A 20117-nucleotide genomic window follows, 5' to 3' on the forward strand; every position below is an offset into this window, starting at 1 on the left:
TCAGGAGCGGTCCCGGCCGCGGCCGTCGTCGCGGCCTCGGCTGATCCAGTAGCACAGCGCGATGAGCAGCAGCCACATCATGTAGGGCCGGTACCAGGCGCGCCCGCCATCACTCCACCATTCGATGATGGCGGGAGAGAGCAGATAAGCGCCGACAATGAATATGATCAGCAGACGGTCAGCGTACATGGTATCCGGGGTCTGGTCGGGTCTGCTGATGGTAGCAGGTTGTGCGCTCAATCGCGCAACGCACGGTGTCCGGCCAGGGCGTTGCGTTGCCAGTGCGTGGTGGCCCAGGCCAGTTGCGCGTCGCAGCGCTCGTGGCGCAGGGGCGGAGGCGGCGCCAGGCCAAGCAGGCTGAGGAGGCGGAACAGATTGTCCCGGTGGTCGTTACCCAGCGCCGCCGCGCCCGCAGATTTGGACAGCTTCTCGCCGCTGGCGTCCACCAGCACGGGCAGGTGACCGTACTGCGGTCGTGGGCGACTCAGGCAATCCAGCACCCAGAGCTGGCGGAAGGTGGACTCCAGCAGGTCGATGCCGCGCAGGACATGGGTGATGCCGCTGTCGGCATCATCCAGCGCGCAGGCCAGTTGATACGCATAGAAGCCATCGCGGCGGCGAATAACGAAGGCGCCGTCTTCCGTCGACAGGCGGGATTGCTGTGGTCCCTGCAGCAGATCGTCAAAGTGCAGGGTGGTTTCCGGCACCGCCAGACGCACAGCCCGGTTCGGGCCCGGTGAGGTGGCGACAGCGGGGCCGGGGTGGTGGCCGCCGCGTTCGGCAAGCTGGCGTCGCGACAGCGTGCAATAGAAGGCCATGCCTTGCGCATGCAGTTGATCCAGGGCGGCAGCGTAAGCGGCCTGGCGCTGGCTCTGATACTGCACGGGGCCGTCCCAGGCCAGGCCATGGTCTTCGAGCTGGCGCAGAATGATGTCCGCCGCGCCGGGAATTTCCCGCGGCGGATCGAGGTCTTCGATGCGCAGCAGCCAGGTGCCCCCGGCCTGCCGGGCGTCCAGATAACTGGCCACGGCTGTCAGCAGCGAGCCGCTGTGCAGCGGCCCGGACGGGGTGGGGGCAAAACGGCCGCGGTAGTCTGGCGCCATGGGTCATGCGCTCCGGTTGCCGCAACGCAAGACGCCGGGGCTACCCGGCGTTAGCCTGCCATCTGCTTTTCCTTGATTTCCGCCAGTTCCTTGCAATCGATGCACATCTCGGCGGTCGGCCGTGCTTCCAGTCGGCGGATGCCGACCTCTACACCGCAGGCCTCGCAGTAGCCGTAGTCGCCGGTGTCGATCTTGTCGAGGGCCTTCTCGATTTTCTTCAGCAGCTTGCGCTCGCGATCACGGGTGCGCAGCTCCAGGGCGAACTCTTCTTCCTGGGTGGCGCGGTCAGCAGGATCAGGCAGGTTGGACGCTTCATCCTGCAGGTGGTGCATGGTGCGGTCGGCTTCTTCCATGAGTTCCTGACGCCAGGCGAGCAGGATCTTGCGGAAGTGTTCGTACTGGGCTTCGCTCATGTACTCCTCGCCTTTGGCGGGCACATAAGGGGCGAAGCCGAAAATAAGGTGGCCGGGTTTCGGTGGTGCGATATCCATCGGGTCTTTCACGTTCTGCGACACCTGAGAAGGGGTTGACGGGGCCTTGTGGGCGCTTCCCTGAGCCGCGCGAGCCTTCCTGGCGTGGTCGTTTGCATTCATGCCTGCCTGAGCGGCGGCAGATTGCGCCGGACGCTTGGGCGGTAACGGTTTCTTCGCAGCAGGCGTGGCCGGAGACGTCGCGCGACGGGCCGTGCTGGCCTTCTTCGCGGCGGCTTTTTTTGCGGCAGGCTTGCTGGCAGGTTTCGGCTGGGTGGCAGCCTCGACCTTGCGTGCCACTGTGCGCTTGACCGCAGCCTTGCTGGCAGGCGCCTTGCTGGCGGCGGCCTTGGGCTTGCTGGCGGTTTTCACGGTTGCGGCGGGTTGTTTCCGGGCAGCCGGCTTGCTGGTGGCTGCCTTGCTGACAGACGTTTTTTTCGCGGGCGCTTTTTTCACCGGGGCCTTTTTTGCAGCGGCTTTTTTGGCGGGCGTCTTCGTGGCGGGCGTTTTCTTGACGGCAGCCTTGGGTGCGGCAGCTTTTTTGGCCGGTGCTTTTTTCTTTGTCGTCGCCTTGGCGGGGGCGGCTGCTTTTTTCACAGCGGCTTTTTTGGCAGGCGCCTTTTTGGCCGGAGCCTTTTTAGCGGGCGTCTTTTTAGCTGGCGTCTTTTTATCAGGCGTCTTGGCCGTATTTTTCGCGGCGGTCTTGTCAGCCGGTTTGCTGGCGGCCACCGGCTTCTTGCTGGTGGCTTTCTTTGCTGCAGGCTTCGCCGGGGCTTTCTTCTTGCGCGTGGCCATCCTGATTAACTCCCTTAACATACTCGCTGCTCACTGTAAGTGTGGGGGCGGTCAGGCGGCTGCTGCGAAGGTCTCTGCTATACTGCCGCATTGCCTGTCGCAAGGCTCGCCGTCGGTCTGGCACCCCGGTGCGCCGCATCCTCTGGCACTGGCGCTGGGAACAATCCCCGACGATAACCCTGCGCCGGGGGGCTTGTCACCCCCGACGCGGGCGCGATTATAGCCTTACTTCCATGAATGGGAACATCAATGACCCAAACAAAGCTGCCACGCGCTGCGCGCTGCGACCGCATCGCCCCCTTCCATGTCATGAGCCTGGTGGCTCAGGCTGAAGCGCTGGGGCGTGCGGGCAAGGATGTGATTCACCTGGGGGTGGGCGAGCCGGACTTTCCTTCGCCCGCCCCGGTGATCGAGGCGGGTCAGCGTGCGCTGGCGGCAGGCCTCACACATTACACCCCGGCGGCGGGCCTGCCCGCGTTACGGGAGGCCATCGCCGCCTTTTATCTGGCGCGTTTTCAGGTTCGTGTGGACCCCGGCCGTATCGTGCTGACGCCCGGCGCCTCCGGGGCGCTGCAACTGGTGCTGGCGGCGTTGATCGATCCCGGCGATGGCGTGCTGGTCACCGATCCCGGATACCCCTGCAACCGCCATTTCGTGGAACTGGTGAACGGTGTGCCGCAGCCGGTACTGCTGGACCCGGCACAAAACTGGCAGTTGGTCCCCGGCCAACTGGCGGCGGCCTGGCAAGCGTCCACGCGGGCGGCGCTGCTGGCTTCCCCGGACAATCCCACGGGCAATGTGCTGTCACAGGAGACGGTGGCGGCCCTGGCCGGGGAAGTGGCCGCACGCCAGGGTGCGCTGATCATGGACGAGATCTACCAGGGGCTGGTCTATGACGCGCCCTGTTTCAGTGCGCTGTCGGTGGCGCCGGAGGCCTGGGTGATCAACAGCTTCAGCAAGTATTTCGGTATGACCGGTTGGCGGCTGGGGTGGCTGGTGGCGCCGCAGGACCGCGTCGCGGATATCGAACGCATGGCGCAGAATTTCTTTCTGGCACCGCCAACACTGGCACAACATGCTGCGCTGGCCGCATTTTTACCGGAAACCCAGGCTGAGCTGGTGCGCCGTCGCGAGGTGCTCGATGGCCGCCGCCGCTTGCTGCTGGCGCGTCTGCCGTCGCTGGGCTTCCGTATCGCCGGGGCGCCGCGAGGTGCCTTTTACCTTTACCTGGATGCCTCGGCACTGACCGACGACAGTTTTGCCTTTTGCGAGCGGCTGCTGGCCGAGGCGCATGTGGCGCTGACGCCGGGGCTCGATTTTGGCAGCGCCCACGGGCCGCGCCACTTCCTGCGTGTGGCGTACACCTGCGATGAGGCGCGCCTTGACGAGGCGCTGGCGCGCATCGCCCGGTTTGTCGGGGTGGCCTGACATGCACTTCGATCCCCCGTTGCAGCAGGGTCGCCTGCTGCGCCGTTACAAGCGCTTCATGGCCGATATCCTGACGGCCGAGGGCGAGCCGCTGACGCTGCATTGTCCGAATACCGGCTCAATGAAGCACTGCACGCCAGAGGGGGCGGCGGTGCTGTATTCCGACAGCGGCAATCCGAAACGGAAGTATCGTCACACCCTGGAGGCGGTGCAGGTGGCGCATGGTCACTGGGCCGGGGTGAACACCAGCCGCACCAATGCGCTGGTGGCTGAGGCCGTTCTCGCTGGCCAGGTGCCGGAGCTGCGCCCGGAAGGGCTGCGCCGTGAGGTGCGTTTTGCCGACAGCCGCTTTGATCTGGCGCTGGGCGGCGCCACGCCGCACACCTTTGTCGAGGTCAAGAATGTCACCCTGGGGCCGGGTCCGGATGATCCGGACCACGGCCTGATAACCTTTCCCGACGCCGTGACACTGCGCGGCCAGAAGCATCTGCGCACCCTGATGGAGGTGGTGACCACTGGGCGGCGCGCGGTGCTTCTTTTCTGTGTGCAGCATACCGGCGCCCGCGAGGTGGCCCCGGCCGATGAGATCGATCCGGCCTATGGCCGCCTGTTGCGTGAGGCGGCGTCAGTCGGTGTCGAGATCCTGGCCTGGCGCACGGACATCAGTCCGCAGGCCTTTCGCCTGGCGGCGCCGGTGCCAGTATTGCTTTGAGGGTGCTCTGAGCCGTTACAGCAATCCACGGTCCGCCATGCTGACGTTGCCGAGATGGCCCAGCACGACATGGTCCAGCACATGCACGTCCACCAGTGCCAGGGCATCGCGGATACGACGGGTCATCTTCAGATCGCTGTCACTCGGCTCCGGGTCACCGGAGGGATGGTTGTGCGCCAGGATGACTGACGCCGCATTCAGCACCAGTGCGCGCCGGGCGATCTCGCGCGGGTGGACGGCAGTGAAATCCAGCGTGCCCATGAACAGCACCTCGAAGGTGATTGCCCGATGCTTGTGGTCCAGGAACAGGGTGCCAAACAGTTCGCGCTCCTCGTGGCACAGGCGCATGCGCAGAAAGCTCATGGCGTCCTGTGAGCTTTTCACGGCGGGGCGGTCAAGCAGATCACTGCAGAGCAGGGTGGCGGCGTAGTCGATCAACTCCTGCCGGGTAACAGGTCGCAGGGTCAGATGACGCCCTTGGGGGTCACGCTGGAAGTTGTGTTCGGCACACAGGGTGGATGTGCGCTGAGGGTTGCGTTGCATAGTCAGGCTCCATGGTCAGTCCCCCCGCAACGGCCAGCCCGCGCGGGCGCGCCGGGCGTCCCTGATGAATCGCAGCAGACATACCACACTTCTCTGGCGCGGCAGGGCGCGGGTGGTTTGGTCTGAGCCTGGAAGGCGTGCGATGCCCGACGCCTCTATTTTGCGCAATTCGCAACCATATTCCAATATCCTGTGCGAAAAGGCATTTCCCCGGCTCAAAGCAACTGCAGGGGCGCCTCGTTCAGTTCCGCCAGCTGGTTGCGCAGGTCGAGGATGCGTTCGCCCCAGTAACGCGGGCTGTCGAACCAGGGGAAGGCGCGCGGGAAGGCGGGGTCATCCCAGCGCCGTGCGATCCAGGCACTGAAGTGCAGCATGCGCAGGGTGCGCAGGGGTTCCACCAGATGTAGTTCGACCGGGCTGAAATCGCGGAACTCGCGATAGCCCTCAATGATGTCCGTGAGCTGCTGGCTCTGGCGATGACGGTCACCGGACAGGAGCATCCAGATATCCTGGATGGCGGGGGCCATACGGGCGTCGTCCAGATCGATAAAATGGGGTGCATTGTCGCGCCACAACAGGTTGCCGCTATGGCAATCGCCATGCACGCGCAACAGCGTCACGTTCGGTACGGCGCTGATGCGCTCGTCCACGACCTGCAGCAGGTCGCGGGTCAGGCTGTCCCAGGCCGGGCGCAGGTCGGCGGTGACGAAAGGGGTGCAGGTGGCGACGGCCTCATGGCCGAATTCCTGGCTGCTGAGGGTAGGGCGATGCGCGAAGGGGCGGATGGCGCCCACATTGTGCAGACGGCCGAGGAAGCGGCCCATCACCAGCAGGTTGTCCAGATTGTCCAGCTCCGGAGCATGCCCGCCCCGGCGTGGATACAGGGCGAAGCGGAAGCCCGCATGCTGGTGCAGGCTGTCGCCCTGTGCATCACGGAGCGGTGGCACCACGGGCAATTCATGTTCCACGGCATCGAAGCAGAAGGCGTGTTCTTCGAGAATCTGCTCGTCGGTCCAGCGGGCCGGTCGATAGAACTTGGCAATCACCGGCGTGTCGTCTTCCAGACCAATCTGGAAAACACGGTTTTCATAGCTGTTGAGGGCCAGCACCCGGCCATCGCACTGGTAGCCCACGCTTTCCACGGCATCCAGCAACAGATCCGGACTCAGCGCGTCGAACGGGTGTGTTGAGATCATGTTGGCTGGCTCATACAGGCGGGTCCTTCAATTCGACCCAAACTTCCTCGCCGCGCACTTCATGCCGCAGGGCGGTCAGGGGTTGGCCCTCGCAGGGACCGGACAGACACTGGCCGGTCTCGATCTCGAACAGGGCGCCATGGTTGACGCAGGTCAGGAACTGCTTGTCCATGTCGAGAAATTCATCGGGCATGAAGTTCAGTTCGATGCCCAGATGCGGGCACCAGTTCAGATAGGTGTAAAGCTGGCCGTCACGACGCACCGCGACCACGGATTTCGGGCCGAACTCGAAGCCGCGGGCTTCGCCCTCCGGCACCTCCTGTTGGGTACACAGGTAATGCATGGTGTGCTCCTTTATGCGCCCAGCACGTCCTGGCGCACGGCCAGATGTGCTTCGGGTGACAGGCGCGGGCCGAAATCGCTGACTACCCGGGCGGCTGCGGCGCTGGCCAGGCGACCGGCGGTGGCGAAGTCATGGTCGTGGGTAATGCCGTACAGAAAGGCACCTGCGAACATGTCGCCAGCGCCGTTGGTGTCCACGGCCTTGACCGGGACGCCATCGATATGATGCAGCTGCTCGCCGTCCCAGGCCATGGCGCCGCGCGCGCCGCGGGTCATGACCACCTGACGGGCATGGGCCTTGAGGGCCTCCAGCGCGGCTTCGGCGCTGTCGGTGCCGGTAAAGTCGCGGGCTTCGTCTTCATTGCAGAACAACAGATCCACGCCGTCACCGATCATCTCGAGCAGGCCGTCGCGGAAGAAGCGCACCATGGCCGGGTCTGAAAAGGTCAGGGCCACCTGGACACCGTGCTCGCGGGCCAGCTCGCGCAGGCGAATGCTGGCGGCGCGCGCCGAGGGCGACGTGACCAGATAGCCTTCGATGTACGCGTAGCGCGAGGCACGCAGCGCCTCGATGTCCAGGTCCGTCTCATCCACGGTTTCGGAAATGCCGAGAAAGGTGTTCATGGTGCGTTCGGCATCGTCGGTAATCATGACCAGGCAGGTGCCGCTGATGCCGTCGCGGCGTGGGCCGCGCATGTTGGTGTCGACGCCGGCCGCCGTCAGGGCCTCCACGAACAGCGCGCCGGTGTTGTCATTGGCGACCCGGCAGGTGTAGAAGGTGCGCCCGCCAAAGTAGCGGGTGGCAATGATGGTGTTGGCGGCAGAGCCACCGCAGGTCTGCTTGTGCGGTTCGGCCTCGCCTTGCAATGCTTCAAGCAGCGTCTGCTGCCGGGGCTTGTCCACCAGGGTCATCATGCCCTTGCCGATCTCCATGCGGGCCAGGAAGGCATCGCTGACCTCGATTTCGGTATCCACCAGGGCGTTGCCGATGGCGTACACATCGTACTGATGACTCATTCTGGGCACTCCGGTGACCTGAAAAGCGAACCATTATGGGGTTGGGGCTGTCTGTTGCCAAATCGTCCGCTGAATTGCTCTATACTGCGCGCCATGCCAAAAAAAGCTCCTGCACGTTTTATCTCCCGCAGCCTGTTACTCAAGGCGTCTGCAGTCTGTCTGGTCCTGATGCTGGTCGGTCTGGCCTGGCTCGATGCCTTTGTGCGCAGCCGTTTCGATAGCCATCAGTGGCAGTTGCCTGCCCGGGTCTTTGCCCGGCCTGTGGAGCTGTACAACGGCCAGGTGCTCGACAGCAGCCAGATGGAGCGTCTGCTCAGCCTGATGCGTTACCGCGAGGAGGCTGGCGCGCCGACGCCCGGGTCCTGGAGCCGGGACGGACAGAGTCTGCTGCTGCACACGCGAGGATTCCGTGACAGCGATGGCGGCGAGCCCGCCCGGCGCTTGCGTCTGCGCATCAGTGATGGTCGTGTGGCCGGTCTGGCGCGGGCGGACGGCGGCGCCTTGCCAGTGGCCCGGCTGGAGCCCCTGCAGATCGGCAGTATTCATCCCGGACACAGCCAGGACCGTATTCTGGTGCGGCTCAACGAGACGCCCCCCGCGCTGGTGGCCATGCTGCTGGCGGTGGAAGATCGGGCCTTCTATGAACATCACGGCATTTCCCTGCGTGGCCTGAGTCGTGCCGCCCTGGCCAACCTGCGGGCTGGCGGTGTGCGTCAGGGCGGCAGCACCCTGACCCAGCAGTTGGTCAAGAATTTCTGGCTCAGCCGGGACCGCACCCTGAGCCGCAAGCTGCTCGAGCTGCCGATGGCGCTATTGCTGGAGCTGCATTACGAGAAAAACCAGATTCTGGAAACCTACCTCAACGAGGTCTATCTGGGTCAGGACGGCGCCCGCGCTATCCACGGTATGGGGCTGGCGGCGCAGTTCTATTTTGGCCGACCCTTGCAGGAACTGGAGCCGCATCATCTGGCGCTGCTGGTCGGGATGCTCAAGGGGCCCGGTCTGTATGATCCGCGACGGCGTCCCGAGCGCGCCCGTGAGCGTCGTGACCTGGTGTTGCGCGTGGCGCAGGCGGAAGGCGTGATCAGCGACACCGCGCTGCAACGCGCGCTGGCCCGCGATCTGGAAGTGGTGCCACGGGGCGGCGGTGCGCTGTATGCCTTCCCGGCGTTTATCGATCTGGTGCGTCGCCAGCTGGCGCGGGATTATCCCCCGGCCGTGCTGGCCAGTGATGGCCTCAACATTCACTCGACCCTCGACGTGCTGGCGCAGTTGGCCGCCGAGGATGCCCTGGCCCGGACGCTGGAACAGCGCGACCCCGGTGCGGCCCATCAACTGACCGGCGCCGTGGTGATGACCGCGCCGGATCAGGGCGACGTGCTGGCGGTGGTCGGTGACCGGCGTGCACGCAGCACAGGTTTCAATCGCGCCCTGGATGCGGTGCGACCGATCGGTTCGCTGGCCAAGCCGGCGGTGGTGCTTACCGCACTGGAGCAGCCTCGCCGTTACCATCTGGCATCGCTGGTGAAGGACGAGCCCTTCGAGGTCCCGCTGACGCGCGGTCAGGTCTGGGCACCGAAGAATTTCGATAACGAATCCATGGGCGAGATCCCGATGCTGGATGCGCTGTCGTTGTCGCGCAACCAGGCCACGGCCAGCCTGGGCATGGAACTGGGTCTGGACAAGGTGATCATGACCCTGCGGCGGATGGGCGTGCAGCGCAACATTCCCGCCTTCCCGAGTATTCTGCTGGGCAGTCTGGAACTGAGCCCCTTCGAGGTGGCGGTGATGTATCAGCCGCTGGCCACGGGCGGTTTCCGCACGCCGCTACGCAGTATCACGGACGTGCTGGATCTGAGCGGCGAGCCGGTAGCGCGTTACCCGGTGTCGGCCGAAGCGGTGCTGGATCAGGAGGCGACCTTCCTGACCCAATGGGCGATGATCCAGGTGATGCGCGAAGGCACCGGGCGCGGGTTGCTTGGCGTGTTGCCACCGGACATCACCGTGGCGGGCAAGACCGGTACCAGCGACGGTTATCGCGATGCCTGGTTTGCCGGGTTCAGCGGTAATCATCTGGCCGTAGTCTGGGTGGGCCGCGACGACAACCAGCCTGCTGGCGTGGCGGGCAGCAGCGCCGCCTTGCCGGTATGGGGCCAGGTGATGGCCGCCGTGCCGCAGCGCAGCCTGCGGGAAACCGCGCCGCCGGGCGTGGAGTGGGTCTGGATGGATGAAGATGGCGCGCGCACCAGCGGCGAGGGCTGCCGCGACGCACGCCTTTATCCGATGATGACGGCGTCGATTCCGCAACAGAGTACGTCTTGCGGCGAACGTCGTGACAATGATGGAGGAGTGCGAGGATGGTTCAGGCGCATGTTCAACTGATGTTGCCGCGTGCGGCGCTGGCCGGGCTGCTGCTCTTGCTCGGCGCGTGCAGCGTGCAACCGGTGATGCCGCCGGAGCCCCTGCCGCCGGTGGAGGTGGCTCAGGATTCGCCCGCGGCCAGCTTGCTGGCGGCGGCCGACACGGCCCGGGCGCGCAATGATTTCAGTGCCGCAGGCCGCTATCTGGAACGCGCCCTGTCTGTGAGCCGGAGCGGTGAGGCGACGGTGTTGTACCGCGAACTGGCCGAACTGCGGCTGGCCGAGGAGCAGCCGCGCGCCGCCGAAGGCCTGGCTCTGCGGGCCCTGCGCGAGGCGCCCGACCACCCCCTGTGGCAAGCCGACCTGTGGGAGCTCGTGGCCGAGGCCCGTGACCGGCAGGGCAATGACACCGGCCGCGATGCCGCGCGCGATAACGCCGAACGACTGCGTGAGGACCCCTGATGCGCCAGACACTCAACCCCGATAGCGTTTTCAACAGCCTGCAATACGGTTTCAGTCAGGCGATGGTCGTGCCGTCTGTCGGGCGGCGTGTGCTGCTCTCCGGCCAGGTGGGCGTGGACGCCGAAGAGCAGACCGTAACGGGCGGCCTGGCAGCACAGACGCGCGCCGCACTCGATAATGTCGCGCGGGTGCTTGCGGCTGCAGAAGGCACATTGGCGCATGTCATCATGCTGCGCATTTATATTGCCGAGGAAGCCAGCGAGGAACAGGACGCCATTGCCGAGGCGCTGCTGGATTACTTCCCCGACAACCCGCCCCCCAGCTCCTGGGTCATCGTCAAGGGCCTGTCCCTGCCCGAATGGCTGATCGAGATCGAGGCCGAGGCTTTGTTGCCCTGAGGGCAGGCAGAGCCGGTTCGATGCCGGTCACGGGGAGCGACGCGAGGCTATGCCCTCCCGTCGCAGCATTTTCTGCATGACCGAGCGCAATTGCGCCGGCCGCACCGGCTTGCGTAACAGGGCTGTCCGGGGAAGCGTTTCCGGCAGGGTCAGGTTCTGGTCGCCGGTGAGGATGGCGGCGGGAATACAGCGCCCGGTGTAGTCGCGGAAGCGCTTTACGGTATCAAGCCCCGTGTCGCCGGATGTGAGGTGATAATCCGAGAGAATGAAGTCCGGTTGCCAGGTTTCCTCCGGCGTGGCGCTGGCCTGCGCCCGTACCTGGCACTGCCAGTTCGACAACAGGGCGCGCAGGGCGTCCAGCACCTCCGGGTTATCATCGAGGATCAGGACGTTCAGCCCGTTCATCTCCCATTCCGGGGCTGGGGGCGGGCAGTGTTGCAGCAGGTCCTTGCGGCGTCCTGTCGGCAGGGTCAGGGAGAAAGTCGAGCCGATACCGGGTTCAGACTGGAGTTGTATCGGGTGCGCCAGCAGCGCCGCCAATCGGTCCACAATGGCCAGCCCGAGGCCCATGCCCCGCTGTTGCTCGTGCAGGGGGGTATCAATCTGGTGGAAGGCCTCGAAAATATGCTCCTGTTCTTCTTCTGCGATGCCGTGACCGGTATCGGAGACTGACAGAGTGGCTTCTCCCTTGTCCTCACGCAGTCGCACGGTGATGGCGCCAGCCTCGGTGTAACGCACGGCATTGCTGAACAGGTTGAGCACGATGCGTTCCAGCAAGAGCGGATCTGTGCGCACTACCACATCCGCCAGTGCCATGTGCAGGGCCAGCCCCTTGTCACGGGCCATCAGGGCGTACTGGCCCACCCATTGCTCCAGCAATGGCTTGAGCGCCACGGTGCGGATGCTTGGTCGAATGTCCTGATTGTCCAGCCGGGACACGTCCAGCAGGGTGTCCATCAGGGTCGACATGCTGGCAGTGCTGTCATGCAGGCGCTTCAGCAAGTCCGCTTCGGCGTGATCCGAAAAGCGTTCACCGAGCACGCTCAGATGCAGGCTGATGGCCTGCAGCGGTTGGCGGATGTCGTGGGTCGCCGCGGCAAGAAAACGGCTGCGCAGCTGATTGCTGCGCTCGAGCTTGCGCAGCGCATCGTCCTTCTCCAGACGAGAAGTGATGGCATTGATCAGTACACCGTGCAGCCGCCAGGTATAGCCAACAAGAAAGGCCCAGAAGATGGGGGTCAGCCACTTCATCAGCGGGTTGTCGATAAAGTCGCTGACCAGAATCGACCAGCCCAGGGAGGCCATGACCGGTGTCACGAAGGCCGCGTAGATCAGTGGATACAGTGCCAGCGTTGCCGAAGGGCTGGCACAGATGCCGATCAGCAGCACGATCAGGGTGACGAAGTAGGCCGGATCACTGGCGGTGTCGAACAGCCAGGGGGCAGTGGCGAGCACCATGCCCCACAGCAGGAGCATCACCCCGCTGAGCCTCACCCACATCGCGATCGGCAGCCGTTGGTAGTGACGACGAAGACCCAGCAGCAGGACTGCACCCGCCACGCCAATAGCAAGGTTCAGCAATGCCCAGACCATCAGCCCGCCTTCCCGGGCCACCGGCGCGAACACCACACCGATCAGCGCGGCACCGAAAATGCCCCCGGCAAAATGGGGGAGGATTTCGCGCACCATCCAGTCCAGCCGTTCCTTGTTCACCTGGTCGCTCAGGGGATGTTGTCTGTCCATCGTGATGTCACATCCTTTGGTGATGCCGGGTCTTTCCGCCGTCGATCATAGGTCGCTGTCGATTATGAATTCGGTGGAAAGGAATGCCAATTTTCCCAAGCCTGCTATCGGCGCCCGGTGTTTCGCGCATGCGGGTATCGGAATCATCCTTCAGGATGATCAAATTCCCGCCGGTCGGTGCCAGTATCAGGTTGGCATCACGACCGTCCCCGGGGGAAGCATGCATATCTATGGAGGCGTTGCGCTGCTGCTTGCGCTCACCGCCAGCGCCTGGAGTCTCGGCGCGCCCGATGTCCGGATCTTCACCAAGCTGGACCGCGACGGCGAAGCACTGGAGGACAGTGCTGCCGCGTGGGATTGCGCGCGCGACAACATCACCGGCCTGGTCTGGGAGGTCAAGGTGAACGACGCGGGCGACTTGCGCCACCGCGAGCATACCTATACCTGGTACAGCCCTGGCAGCAGTGCTGATGCTGGCGAGGCAGGGGCAGCAGGGGAGTCGGGGAACAGCGGCTCATGCAACGGTACCCTGAGTCGCTGTGACACGCATGCCTATGTTCAGGCCGTCAATGCGCTGGAGGAGCCTCTGTGTGGTGCCCGCGACTGGCGTTTGCCCAGTGCCGGAGAGTTGCACTCGATTATTGATCTGGCGGCAGATGATGACGGTCAGGGCGATGACGCGCTCTATTTCCGGAATATGGCTGTCAATCCGGGGCAGTGGTGGTCGACGTCACTGGAGGCCGGCCACGCTACCCCGGCATGGTGTGTCCGGTTTTACCCTGCGCACTTTTCCCTTCAGGGTTCGGTGTCATCGCCTGAACCGAGCACCCTGAAACGTGTCCTGCTGGTGCGCGGGGGGCTGTTCCGGATCAAAGGAGAATGCGGGGCAGGCCTCCCGAACCATCCCGCGCCGTGAGTTGTTTGCACGGCGTTCTTCGTGAGTGCGGGGCCGGAATCATCCTTCAGGATGATCCTTCTTTCCGCCGTTGGTGCCAGTATCAAATGCAGTAGAAGCAATCAACAGGTCGGGGGCGGGGAATCATGCACATCTACCGAGGCGTTTATCGAGGCTTTTCGCTACTGCTTGCACTCACCGTGAGCGCATGTGGTGGCAGTTCCAGCAGTGGAGGTTCAGGGGGTGACCCAGTGTCAAATATCGCCCCCGTCGCGGACAGCCAGAGTGTGGTCACCAACCAGGATACCGCGTTGCTTATCACGCTGAGCGGCAGCGATGCAGATGGTGATCTGTTGACCTACGCGATAGCCTCTGCGCCGGCCAACGGCAGCCTGAGTGGTACTGCTCCGAACGTGACGTATACCCCGAATACGGATTTCTCCGGCGCCGACAGCTTCACCTTTACCGTTAACGATGGCACGGTCAGTTCCGCCCCCGCGACGGTGGCCATTACCGTTAATGCTATTCCTGTCGCGAATCCGCAAAGCGTGGAAACAGATCAACAGGCGCCGCTGCTCATTACCCTGACTGGCAGTGATGCTGACGATGATGCGCTGACTTATGAAATTGAAACCTCGCCAGCAAACGGCAGCCTGACAGGCACACCACCGGCTGTGACCTACACCCCCAATGCCGGTTTTGTCGGCACCGACAGCTTTGCGTTCACGGTGGATGACGGCATGGCAAGTTCAGCCGCTGCCAGCGTGACCATTACCGTTAATGCGGTTTTCCCGGATACGCCGGGAGACCTGGCTGCCGCGTCGGGGCTTGCACCGGGTGCAGTCGATATCAGTTGGAGCCCGTCTGTGTACGCCAGCGGCTACAACCTTTATCTCGCCGCAGAGCCGTTGGACGAGCTCGCTAACTGGGGCAGCTATGATGGCTCCCAACTTATTGCTGTGTCCGATACTACGCACACGCTGACACTGCCGCCCGGCGTCTGGCATTTCCGTGTGGCGGCGACCAATGTGCTCGGGGAGAGTGACGGCAGCGATGGCGTTGCGATGTTTAACCCGGTGGGCGGCCTGAACGACACCGGTATCGACTGGTGTTCCGGCGGCGTGGCATTCGAATCTGGCCATGCGATCCACACGCATCTGGTCGATTGCGACGACCCGGGAGTGGAATCGTTTCCTGGCCAGGACGGCATGCAAGGTAGAGACGCTGACCCAACGCTGGTGAAGCTGGGCGACGGGGATGCCGGCTTCGATTTCACCAAACTGGACAGCAGCGGCGAGCCACTGGACGCCAGTGCCACCGAATGGGGCTGTGTGCGCGACAACGTCACCGGCCTGATCTGGGAAGTGAAGGTGGATGATGTCGAGCACCTGCGTCACCGGGCACACACTTACAGGTGGTACAACCCTGATGGGACCAGCAATGGCAGCAATGTCGGCGGTGAAGGTAACGGCGATAGTTGCAACCATACGCTGGAGAAGTGCAATACCCTGGCTCTGGTTGAGGCCGTCAATAGCCTTTCCGGTGAGGATCGCTTGTGTGGTGCTACTGATTGGCGTTTGCCAACAGTTGGCGAATTGCACTCCATCGTTCATTTTGGTGTTTCGAATCCGAGTATTGATCAGGATTACTTCCCGAACACCGACAGCCAGAGCTTCTGGTCATCGACGGCTGTGAACTGGAGTCATGCAAATGTGGTTGTCTTTTTCCGAGGCACCGTCAGCTGGGCCTGGAAGAACCCGACTGGAGCGGTGGTAGGCAGGGTGCGGCTGGTGCGCGATGCCCCGTGAAAGTGGCTTCTCATCTGGCCAGATTTGTTGCATTGAAGGGGGTAAGGCTATGCTCGCAAACAGATTGAAGATAACCATAGGGTGGCTGGCCGTGGCCAGCGGGGTAAGTCTGTTCTCAGGTGCCGCCTGGTCGTCGTGTGCGGCGGGTACACCCGATCCCACCTTGGTGGTCACAACGCCGACTGCGGATTTTGAGCTTCACGATGACGGTACCGCAACGCATATCCCGACGGGCCTGATGTGGAAGCGCTGCGCCGAAGGGCAGAGCTGGAATGCTGTCAGCGAGCGCTGTGATGGGGAGGCAGACAGCTTTACCTGGCAGCAGGCGCTGCAACATGCGGATGCATCTCCCGGCTTTGCCGGGCATAACGACTGGCGGGTGCCGAATATCAGGGCATTGATGAGCATTGTCGAGCGCTGTGCCAGCAATACTGGCTCCACGCCGAGCATCAATGCGGAGGTTTTCCCGGACACTGGCACCGGCCGATTCTGGTCTGCGTCGCCTTCCCACCATGATCCGATGCGCGCCCTTGCCGGTTCTGGCTTCAGCGAGAACTACAACAAGACGGATGAATACAGGCTGCGCCTGGTGCGTACGGCGGACTGATACGCTGTGCGCTGAATGCATCGCTTTGGGCAATCGGGGCTCCGAGCCTATACTGACGCTATGAAAATTCTTCACGTTGATGATCACGAAATTTTCGCCCAGGGCTTGGCGATGGCGCTTGAGGCTCATTTGCCCGAGGCGCATGTGCTGTACGGGTTGGATGCCGCACAGGCCTTGCACCTGCTCGAAGCGAATGTGGACATTGATCTGGCCATCGTGGACCTGAACATGCCGGGCATCGATGGGCGAGCGCTGATTGATGCCCTGGGCGAGCGCGATATGGCCTTGCCTGTTGTTGTGATGTCCGCGGTCGAAGATCCCTGGTTAATCCGCGACTGCCTGCGTGCCGGTGCCATGGGATTTGTTCCCAAGGTGTTTGGCAAGGATGAGATTATTGCCGCGCTGGAGCGCGTGCTGGCCGGTGAGGTCTATTTGCCCCATCGGCTCGCTGAACGGTTGCAGCAGTTGCCGGATGAGGAGCCGCCGGAGGCGCAGCGCGTGGCAAAGGGGCTCGGGCTCGGCAAGCGCCAACTCGATGTGCTGGCGCTGATGCGGCAGGGTTATGGTAACCGCGAGATCGCCGATATCCTGTGCATCAGCGAGCACACGGTCAAATCCCACGCGCGGGTCCTGTTCCAGACGCTGGGCGTGAACAATCGCCTTGAGTGCGTCCGGGAAGCCGAGCGGACGGGGCTTATCTAACCCAGCGCCAGTGCAGATCGGGCTTGCTCCAGCGTGAAGTCGATATCGGCATCGCTGTGGGCGATGGACACGAAACCGGCCTCGAACGCTGACGGTGCCAGGTAAACGCCGCGATCCAGCATGCCGTGGAAGAAGCGCTTGAAGCGTTCCTGGTCGCAGGCCATGACTTGCTCGAAGCGGGTGATCAGGGTCTGGTCGGTAAAATAGAACCCGAACATGCCGCCCACCTGATGCGTGCTCAGGGCCACACCTTGCTCCCGGGCGATGGCGGCCAGGCCGTTCACCAGTCGTGCTGCCTTGGCATCCAGCGCCTCGTGGAAGCCCGGCTGGCTGATTTTTTCCAGCGTCGCCAGGCCCGCCGCCATGGCCACCGGATTACCGGACAGGGTGCCCGCCTGATACACCGGACCCGCCGGGGCGAGAGACTGCATGATCTCGCGTTTGCCACCAAAGGCGCCCACCGGCATGCCACCGCCAATAATCTTGCCCAGTGTGGTCATGTCCGGCGTGACGCCGTAGAGCGCCTGGGCACCGCCCAGGGCGACGCGGAAGCCGGTCATCACTTCATCAAAAATCAGGATACTGCCGTACTGGTCGCACTGGGTACGCAGGCATTCCAGAAAGCCTTTCACCGGCGGTACCAGATTCATATTGCCCGCCACCGGTTCGACGATGACACAGGCGATACGGTCACCGTGTTCAGCAAAGCAGGCTTCAACGCTGGCCATGTCGTTGTAGGTCAGGGTCAGGGTATGTTCCGTCACGGCTTTGGGCACGCCAGGTGAGCTGGGCACGCCGAGGGTCAGGGCGCCGGAGCCGGCCTTCACCAGCAGGCTGTCCACGTGGCCGTGGTAGCAGCCTTCGAACTTGACGATGAGGTCGCGGCCGGTATGGCCGCGTGCCAGGCGGATGGCGCTCATTACGGCTTCGGTGCCGGAGCTGACCATGCGCACTTGCTCCATGGAGGGGACGAGTTCGCAGACTTTCTTTGCCATCGCCACTTCGACGGCGGTGGGGGCACCGAAGCTCATGCCGGCGTCGATGGCCTCGTGGACGCGGGCGCGTACGTCGGCGTCGCAGTGGCCGAGAATCAGGGGGCCCCAGGAGCCGATGTAGTCGATGTAGCGGTTGTCGTCTTCGTCAAACAGGTAGGGGCCTTCGCCGCGATGGAAGAACACGGGGGTGCCGCCGACGCCGTTGAAGGCCCGCACCGGGGAATTAACGCCGCCGGGGATGTACTGGCGGGCGTCCTTGAACAACTGCTCTGAATGACTACGGCTCATGGCTGTTAACTCCGGGTTTGTTCCATTTCTGTCTGGTTTGGGTGGTTGTGGCCCTCGGGGGGCGGGTAAAGGGTTTCAGGACACGCCGTGAATACGTCCCTGTAGGCTTGCGTTCGGCATCCATGCCTCTCGACAGTCCTGAAACCCTTTACCCGCCCCCCGAGGGCCGTCACGCCCAGCCCGCTCTTCAAGCTGGTAGATGGCCCACCGGACTTCGAATCTCGCTCCGGCGTTGGGGCGGGGTACGCCCTGTAGGGACATCTTTGCCCAGGGATGGGCAAAGAAAGAGCGCCCATGGACGGCTTGAGCGGTCCCGGAAGGGCGTACCCCGCCTCGACGCCTCCCTGCTGGAGGGTGACCCTCTGGCTGGAGAGGGTCACCCACTGTCAGCAAGGCAGGGAAAGAAAGCGCCTCACGGCGGCGGCAATATCCGGCTGCCCGAACACACCATGGATGACCGCGACGGCATCGGCCCCGGCGGCCAGCAATTCCGGCGCATTATCCGGGTTCACACCGCCGATGGCCACCACCGGCACGCCGAGGGTGCGGGCCTGCTCCAGAACGGACAGCGGGGCGGCGGGGGCCTGGGGTTTGGTGTGGGACGGGAAGAAGCGGCCAAAGGCGACGTAGTCGGCGCCTTCGGCGATGGCGTGTTGGGCCAGGTTGATATCGCCATGGCAGGTCACGCCGATCAGGGCATCCGGGCCGAGCAGGGCGCGGGCGCGGGGCACGCCGCCGTCCTGCTGGCCGATGTGTACGCCTGCGGCGCCGCTGTCGCGGGCCAGCTGCGGGTCATCGTTGATCAGCAGGGTGGCGTTGAAGCGGGCGCACAAGGCAACCAGGGTGCGGGCTTCGTGCAGGCGCGTGGCGGCCGGGGCGGTCTTGTTGCGGTATTGCAGCAGACGCAGACCGGCGGACAGGGCGGTTTCGCAGGCGGGCAGCAGGGTGTCGCCCGGGGTCAGTGCCGGGTCGGTGATGGCATACAGGCCGCGAACGATGTCAACGGCGCTCATGGGGCTGGCCAGTGGTGAGGCGAGTGGTGCGGCGATCGGGGATCAGTTGGCCCTGACCGGCTTGCCAGGCGTGGCGCAGGGCGCCGTGCACATAGTCCTGGGCCTGAGCCAGAGCGGTGGGCAGGGGCAGGCCTGCACCCAGGTGGGCGGCGCAGGCGGAGGCCAGGGTGCAGCCGGAGCCGTGGTAGGTGCCGGGCAGGCGTGGCCAGGCCCAGTGCTGCACGCCGTCGGCGGTGTACAGGTGGTTGCGCACTTCCGGGGTGTCGTCGTGGGTGCCGGTGATCAGGACGGCGGGGCAGCCTGCCTCCAGCAATCGGGCGCCGCAGTCATCCAGCGTGTCCGTGCCCGCCAGTTTCTGCGCTTCGGGCAGGTTGGGGGTGGTCAGGGTGGCGCGCGGCATCAGTTCGCGCAGCATGGCGGTGGGTACGGTCTCGCCTGACAGGCTGCCGCCGGCTTCGGCGGCCAGTACCGGGTCCAGCACCACGGGCACGCCGGGTAACCGATCGAGCAGGCGGGCAATAAAGGCGATGACATCAGGGCTGCCGGTCATGCCGATCTTGATCGCATCAAAGCGCATGTCCGCCAACAGGGCATCGGCCTGGCGTTGCAGCAGGTCGATGCTGACCAGCTCGAAACCGAGCACGTTCTGGCTGTTCTGCACCGTCAGCCCGGTAATCAGGGTGGCGGCGAAGCCGCCCAGGCTGTGGATGGCCTCGATGTCGGCGTGGATGCCGGCGCCGCCGGAGGGGTCATGGCCGGCGATCACCAGAATGTTCGGTTTCATGGGGCTGCCTCAGAAGGGTTTCACCACCGCCAGAATGACGATGGCGATCAGGAAGACCACCGGCACTTCGTTGAACCAGCGATAGAACACATGGCTTCTGGTATTGGCATCGGCGGCGAACTTCTTCATGTAGGCCAGGCAGACATGGTGGTAGCCCACCAGCAGAAAGACCAGCAACAGCTTGACGTGCATCCAGCCCATCTTCATCCAGGCGGGGTTCAGCCACAGCAGCCAGAAGCCCAGCACCAGCGTGGCGATCATCGAGGGGGTCATGATGCCCCGGTACAGCTTGCGTTCCATGATCTTGAAGCGCTCGCGGCTGATGCTGTCCTCGGCCATGGCGTGATAGACGAACAGCCGTGGCAGATAGAACAGCGCAGCGAACCAGGTGATGACGGCGATGAGATGAAAGGCTTTGACCCAGAGCATCGGGATATCCTGCAGACAAGAGTGTAT

At 64.0% G+C, this 20117-nt stretch carries 21 protein-coding genes; 9 read left to right on the forward strand and 12 right to left on the reverse strand.

Annotation, left to right across the window (positions count from 1 at the left end; translation table 11 throughout):
• From DKW65_RS15460 to dksA, 3 genes are read right to left on the reverse strand one after another with little or no spacing between them, the layout of a single operon-like run.
• On the reverse strand, positions 1 to 189 hold the full coding sequence (locus tag DKW65_RS15460; protein WP_111658330.1) for a hypothetical protein: 189 nt from the start codon (positions 187 to 189) through the stop codon (positions 1 to 3).
• 47 nt (positions 190 to 236) lie between these two features.
• On the reverse strand, positions 237 to 1103 hold the full coding sequence (gene gluQRS, locus DKW65_RS15465) for a tRNA glutamyl-Q(34) synthetase GluQRS (RefSeq protein ID WP_111658331.1): 867 nt from the start codon (positions 1101 to 1103) through the stop codon (positions 237 to 239).
• A 50-nt stretch (positions 1104 to 1153) separates the two neighbouring features.
• A complete protein-coding gene (dksA, locus tag DKW65_RS15470; RefSeq protein WP_111658332.1) occupies positions 1154 to 1594 on the reverse strand; it encodes an RNA polymerase-binding protein DksA in 441 nt (146 codons plus the stop codon).
• A gap of 1023 nt (positions 1595 to 2617) precedes the next feature.
• Here dksA and DKW65_RS15480 point away from each other — a divergent pair.
• Together DKW65_RS15480 and sfsA are read left to right on the forward strand one after the other, a co-directional pair.
• Entirely contained in the window at positions 2618 to 3796 is a 1179-nt protein-coding gene (locus DKW65_RS15480; protein ID WP_111658333.1) for an aminotransferase class I/II-fold pyridoxal phosphate-dependent enzyme, read from the forward strand.
• A 1-nt stretch (position 3797) separates the two neighbouring features.
• Entirely contained in the window at positions 3798 to 4508 is a 711-nt protein-coding gene (gene sfsA, locus DKW65_RS15485) for a DNA/RNA nuclease SfsA (RefSeq protein ID WP_111658334.1), read from the forward strand.
• A gap of 15 nt (positions 4509 to 4523) precedes the next feature.
• Here sfsA and DKW65_RS15490 read toward each other — a convergent pair whose 3' ends face one another.
• From DKW65_RS15490 to DKW65_RS15505, 4 genes are all read right to left on the reverse strand, one after another.
• Entirely contained in the window at positions 4524 to 5051 is a 528-nt protein-coding gene (locus DKW65_RS15490) for a JAB domain-containing protein (RefSeq protein WP_111658335.1), read from the reverse strand.
• Positions 5052 to 5266: 215 nt separating this feature from the next.
• The gene (locus DKW65_RS15495; RefSeq protein WP_111658336.1) at positions 5267 to 6247 is read right to left on the reverse strand and encodes a serine/threonine protein kinase; all 981 of its coding nucleotides are present in this window, start codon (positions 6245 to 6247) and stop codon (positions 5267 to 5269) included.
• Between the two features lie 10 nt (positions 6248 to 6257).
• Positions 6258 to 6590: a Rieske (2Fe-2S) protein gene (locus DKW65_RS15500; RefSeq protein ID WP_111658337.1), complete on the reverse strand. Its 333-nt coding sequence runs from the start codon at positions 6588 to 6590 to the stop codon at positions 6258 to 6260.
• Between the two features lie 11 nt (positions 6591 to 6601).
• Positions 6602 to 7606, reverse strand: coding sequence for an adenosine kinase (locus DKW65_RS15505; RefSeq protein WP_111658338.1), 1005 nt, complete (start codon positions 7604 to 7606; stop codon positions 6602 to 6604).
• 93 nt (positions 7607 to 7699) lie between these two features.
• On the opposite strand from DKW65_RS15505, the gene mrcB reads away from it, so the two are divergent.
• From mrcB to DKW65_RS15520, 3 genes are read left to right on the forward strand one after another with little or no spacing between them, the layout of a single operon-like run.
• The gene (gene mrcB / locus DKW65_RS15510; RefSeq protein ID WP_111658339.1) at positions 7700 to 9988 is read left to right on the forward strand and encodes a penicillin-binding protein 1B; all 2289 of its coding nucleotides are present in this window, start codon (positions 7700 to 7702) and stop codon (positions 9986 to 9988) included.
• A complete protein-coding gene (locus tag DKW65_RS15515; protein ID WP_111658340.1) occupies positions 9964 to 10428 on the forward strand; it encodes a hypothetical protein in 465 nt (154 codons plus the stop codon). Before mrcB ends, DKW65_RS15515 begins: the two co-directional genes overlap by 25 nt.
• Entirely contained in the window at positions 10428 to 10826 is a 399-nt protein-coding gene (locus tag DKW65_RS15520) for a RidA family protein (RefSeq protein WP_211315821.1), read from the forward strand. The genes DKW65_RS15515 and DKW65_RS15520 overlap by 1 nt, the downstream gene beginning before the upstream one ends.
• A 27-nt stretch (positions 10827 to 10853) precedes the next feature.
• On the opposite strand, the gene DKW65_RS15525 is transcribed toward DKW65_RS15520, so the two are convergent.
• The gene (locus tag DKW65_RS15525; protein ID WP_111658342.1) at positions 10854 to 12569 is read right to left on the reverse strand and encodes a hybrid sensor histidine kinase/response regulator; all 1716 of its coding nucleotides are present in this window, start codon (positions 12567 to 12569) and stop codon (positions 10854 to 10856) included.
• Between the two features lie 220 nt (positions 12570 to 12789).
• Between DKW65_RS15525 and DKW65_RS15530 the strand changes: the two genes are divergently transcribed.
• From DKW65_RS15530 to DKW65_RS15545, 4 genes are all read left to right on the forward strand, one after another.
• Complete coding sequence (locus DKW65_RS15530) at positions 12790 to 13485, forward strand: Lcl C-terminal domain-containing protein (RefSeq protein WP_162925914.1); 696 nt, start codon at positions 12790 to 12792, stop codon at positions 13483 to 13485.
• A gap of 230 nt (positions 13486 to 13715) precedes the next feature.
• The gene (locus DKW65_RS15535; RefSeq protein WP_162925915.1) at positions 13716 to 15272 is read left to right on the forward strand and encodes an Ig-like domain-containing protein; all 1557 of its coding nucleotides are present in this window, start codon (positions 13716 to 13718) and stop codon (positions 15270 to 15272) included.
• A gap of 49 nt (positions 15273 to 15321) precedes the next feature.
• On the forward strand, positions 15322 to 15879 hold the full coding sequence (locus DKW65_RS15995) for an Lcl C-terminal domain-containing protein (RefSeq protein WP_281271674.1): 558 nt from the start codon (positions 15322 to 15324) through the stop codon (positions 15877 to 15879).
• A 15-nt stretch (positions 15880 to 15894) separates the two neighbouring features.
• A complete protein-coding gene (locus DKW65_RS15545; protein WP_111658345.1) occupies positions 15895 to 16581 on the forward strand; it encodes a response regulator in 687 nt (228 codons plus the stop codon).
• Here the strand turns inward: DKW65_RS15545 and hemL are convergent.
• From hemL to hemJ, 4 genes are all read right to left on the reverse strand, one after another.
• Entirely contained in the window at positions 16578 to 17864 is a 1287-nt protein-coding gene (gene hemL, locus DKW65_RS15550; protein ID WP_111658346.1) for a glutamate-1-semialdehyde 2,1-aminomutase, read from the reverse strand. The genes DKW65_RS15545 and hemL overlap by 4 nt on opposite strands.
• 386 nt (positions 17865 to 18250) lie before the next feature.
• A complete protein-coding gene (thiE, locus tag DKW65_RS15555) occupies positions 18251 to 18877 on the reverse strand; it encodes a thiamine phosphate synthase (protein ID WP_111658347.1) in 627 nt (208 codons plus the stop codon).
• A complete protein-coding gene (gene thiD, locus DKW65_RS15560; protein ID WP_111658348.1) occupies positions 18864 to 19661 on the reverse strand; it encodes a bifunctional hydroxymethylpyrimidine kinase/phosphomethylpyrimidine kinase in 798 nt (265 codons plus the stop codon). The genes thiE and thiD overlap by 14 nt, the downstream gene beginning before the upstream one ends.
• A 9-nt stretch (positions 19662 to 19670) precedes the next feature.
• Entirely contained in the window at positions 19671 to 20090 is a 420-nt protein-coding gene (gene hemJ / locus DKW65_RS15565) for a protoporphyrinogen oxidase HemJ (RefSeq protein WP_111658349.1), read from the reverse strand.
• Positions 20091 to 20117 lie beyond the last annotated feature (27 nt).

Origin of the sequence: Isoalcanivorax indicus, from assembly GCF_003259185.1 — a bacterium.
Taxonomy (GTDB): Bacteria; Pseudomonadota; Gammaproteobacteria; order Pseudomonadales; family Alcanivoracaceae; genus Isoalcanivorax; species Isoalcanivorax indicus.

Excerpts from the sequence above, each read along its gene's own strand:
- DKW65_RS15460 (WP_111658330.1), bottom strand. The coding sequence starts at position 189 with ATGTACGCTGACCGTCTGCTGATCATATTCATTGTCGGCGCTTATCTG.
- gluQRS (WP_111658331.1), bottom strand. The coding sequence starts at position 1,103 with ATGGCGCCAGACTACCGCGGCCGTTTTGCCCCCACCCCGTCCGGGCCG.
- dksA (WP_111658332.1), bottom strand. The coding sequence starts at position 1,594 with ATGGATATCGCACCACCGAAACCCGGCCACCTTATTTTCGGCTTCGCC.
- DKW65_RS15480 (WP_111658333.1), top strand. The coding sequence starts at position 2,618 with ATGACCCAAACAAAGCTGCCACGCGCTGCGCGCTGCGACCGCATCGCC.
- sfsA (WP_111658334.1), top strand. The coding sequence starts at position 3,798 with ATGCACTTCGATCCCCCGTTGCAGCAGGGTCGCCTGCTGCGCCGTTAC.
- DKW65_RS15490 (WP_111658335.1), bottom strand. The coding sequence starts at position 5,051 with ATGCAACGCAACCCTCAGCGCACATCCACCCTGTGTGCCGAACACAAC.
- DKW65_RS15495 (WP_111658336.1), bottom strand. The coding sequence starts at position 6,247 with ATGATCTCAACACACCCGTTCGACGCGCTGAGTCCGGATCTGTTGCTG.
- DKW65_RS15500 (WP_111658337.1), bottom strand. The coding sequence starts at position 6,590 with ATGCATTACCTGTGTACCCAACAGGAGGTGCCGGAGGGCGAAGCCCGC.
- DKW65_RS15505 (WP_111658338.1), bottom strand. The coding sequence starts at position 7,606 with ATGAGTCATCAGTACGATGTGTACGCCATCGGCAACGCCCTGGTGGAT.
- mrcB (WP_111658339.1), top strand. The coding sequence starts at position 7,700 with ATGCCAAAAAAAGCTCCTGCACGTTTTATCTCCCGCAGCCTGTTACTC.
- DKW65_RS15515 (WP_111658340.1), top strand. The coding sequence starts at position 9,964 with ATGGTTCAGGCGCATGTTCAACTGATGTTGCCGCGTGCGGCGCTGGCC.
- DKW65_RS15520 (WP_211315821.1), top strand. The coding sequence starts at position 10,428 with ATGCGCCAGACACTCAACCCCGATAGCGTTTTCAACAGCCTGCAATAC.
- DKW65_RS15525 (WP_111658342.1), bottom strand. The coding sequence starts at position 12,569 with ATGGACAGACAACATCCCCTGAGCGACCAGGTGAACAAGGAACGGCTG.
- DKW65_RS15530 (WP_162925914.1), top strand. The coding sequence starts at position 12,790 with ATGCATATCTATGGAGGCGTTGCGCTGCTGCTTGCGCTCACCGCCAGC.
- DKW65_RS15995 (WP_281271674.1), top strand. The coding sequence starts at position 15,322 with ATGCTCGCAAACAGATTGAAGATAACCATAGGGTGGCTGGCCGTGGCC.
- DKW65_RS15545 (WP_111658345.1), top strand. The coding sequence starts at position 15,895 with ATGCATCGCTTTGGGCAATCGGGGCTCCGAGCCTATACTGACGCTATG.
- hemL (WP_111658346.1), bottom strand. The coding sequence starts at position 17,864 with ATGAGCCGTAGTCATTCAGAGCAGTTGTTCAAGGACGCCCGCCAGTAC.
- thiE (WP_111658347.1), bottom strand. The coding sequence starts at position 18,877 with ATGAGCGCCGTTGACATCGTTCGCGGCCTGTATGCCATCACCGACCCG.
- thiD (WP_111658348.1), bottom strand. The coding sequence starts at position 19,661 with ATGAAACCGAACATTCTGGTGATCGCCGGCCATGACCCCTCCGGCGGC.
- hemJ (WP_111658349.1), bottom strand. The coding sequence starts at position 20,090 with ATGCTCTGGGTCAAAGCCTTTCATCTCATCGCCGTCATCACCTGGTTC.